The 1,685-nt window shown below is 65.5% G+C and carries 2 protein-coding genes; both read left to right on the forward strand.

All coding sequences use genetic code 11. The annotated features are described in order from the left end of the window. Nucleotides 1-1,188 (forward strand): sigma 54-interacting transcriptional regulator (locus VFQ05_09220; GenBank protein HET9326938.1); only part of this gene is annotated, 1,188 nt, incomplete at its 5' end. A gap of 224 nt (nucleotides 1,189-1,412) precedes the next feature. Next, nucleotides 1,413-1,685 (forward strand): hypothetical protein (locus VFQ05_09225; protein HET9326939.1); only part of this gene is annotated, 273 nt, incomplete at its 3' end.

The following is a 1,685-nucleotide window of genomic DNA, read 5'->3' on the forward strand; positions in this document are numbered from 1 at the left end:
CCGCTCTTCATGGGTGGCGCGGTGCGCGGCGCGGCCTATCTCGACTCGCAGGAGCCGCATCACTTCGGTGAGGCGGACCGCGGGCTGCTCGAGGGGTTCGCGCATTTGATGGCCGCCGCCATCGAGACCGCGCGCGGCCACGAGGAAATCGAGCGCGTGAAATCGCGGCTCGAGGACGAGAACCTGTCGCTGCGTCAGGAAGTCGGCTCACGCTTCCAGCACCAGAACCTGATCGGCTCGAGCTCCGAGATGCGCCGGGTCCTGGCGCTGATCGAGCCCGCCGCCCAGGCGCCGACCACGGTGCTGATCACCGGCGAGAACGGGACCGGAAAGGAGCTGGTGGCGCGGATCCTCCATCACAGCGGGCCACGCCGGAAGGGGCCGTTCGTCTCGGTCAACTGCGGCGCCATCCCGCAGACCCTGGTGGAGAGCGAGCTGTTCGGCATCCTGAGCAACGTGGCCACGCAGGTTCGCGCGCGCGATGGCCGTTTCCGGCAGGCCGATGGCGGCACGCTGTTCCTCGATGAGATCGGCGAGATGCCGCTGGCGCAGCAGGTCGCGCTGCTCTCGGCCATCGCCAACCGCGAGGTGACTCCCGTGGGCGGCAGCCGTCCCATCCACGTGGACGTTCGGATCATCGCCGCCACCAACCAGAACCTCAGACGCCTGGTGGAGGAGCAGCGGTTCCGCGAGGACCTCTACTACCGGCTCGCCGTGATCGAGATCGAGATACCGCCTCTGCGCGAGCGCAAGGCGGACATCCCGGCGCTCGCCCGGTACTTCATCCAGCACTTCGCCAATGTGCAGCAGCGGGAGATGCCCAAGCTCTCGCCCGACTTCATGGCGGTGCTCATGCAGAGCGACTGGCGGGGCAATGTCCGGGAGCTGCAGAACTACATCGAGCGCGTGGTGGCCATGAATCCTGGTCAGGTGGTCCGGCCCGATCCCCTGCCTCGAGACCTCCAGGAGCGAGCCGTCACCCCCCGGCACTCCCGTGGCCGGGGTCTCGTGGCGACAGTGGGAGAGGTGGAAAGGCGGATGGTCACCGACGCCCTCCAACGGGCTGGCGGTAACCAGAGTCAGGCCGCGCGCATCCTGGGACTCACCGAACAGTCGCTCCGATACCGGCTTCGCAAGTACGGCCTCGCGCCTCGCGAGAATCGGCGAAGTCGCGAAAATCGGCGATAGCTGACAACTCGCTGTAGCGCATTGCGTTTTGCGATGTGCCCGGCGAAATCGCGCGAGTATCCGCGAGAAACCACCCAGCCAGCGCCTAATTCCAGCGAATGAAGTTTCCAGCTAAGTAGCTAATTCGCTGTGACTTATCACGGTTGACGCCTGCCGTCCAAAGTCCGGCACGGGTTTCGCCCTAGCTAAGGAACAGGAACAACCCCTTGCTCAGGGAGAACTCGATGACTCGCTTTCGGTGGCCCTTCTTGATCGTCGCGGTACTGGCTGGTGCGCTATGGGCCAATGTCTCAATGGCTCAGCTCATCAGCACCCCCACCGACAACTCGCTACGAGCGGTCGGCGGTAGCGACGTTCAGGTCGCGACGGTCGGTCCCGGCTGGACCGGCTCGTGGGGCATGGGGTTGTTCGGGATGCAGATTCATAGCTGGGGTCGAGCCTCCGCTCGTTCTTGGTCCGGTAGCTCTTTCGTAGCCGTCTTGCGTGAGCGGCTCGGA

It is taken from the genome of Candidatus Eisenbacteria bacterium (assembly GCA_035712145.1).
Taxonomy (GTDB): domain Bacteria; phylum Eisenbacteria; class RBG-16-71-46; order RBG-16-71-46; family RBG-16-71-46; genus DASTBI01.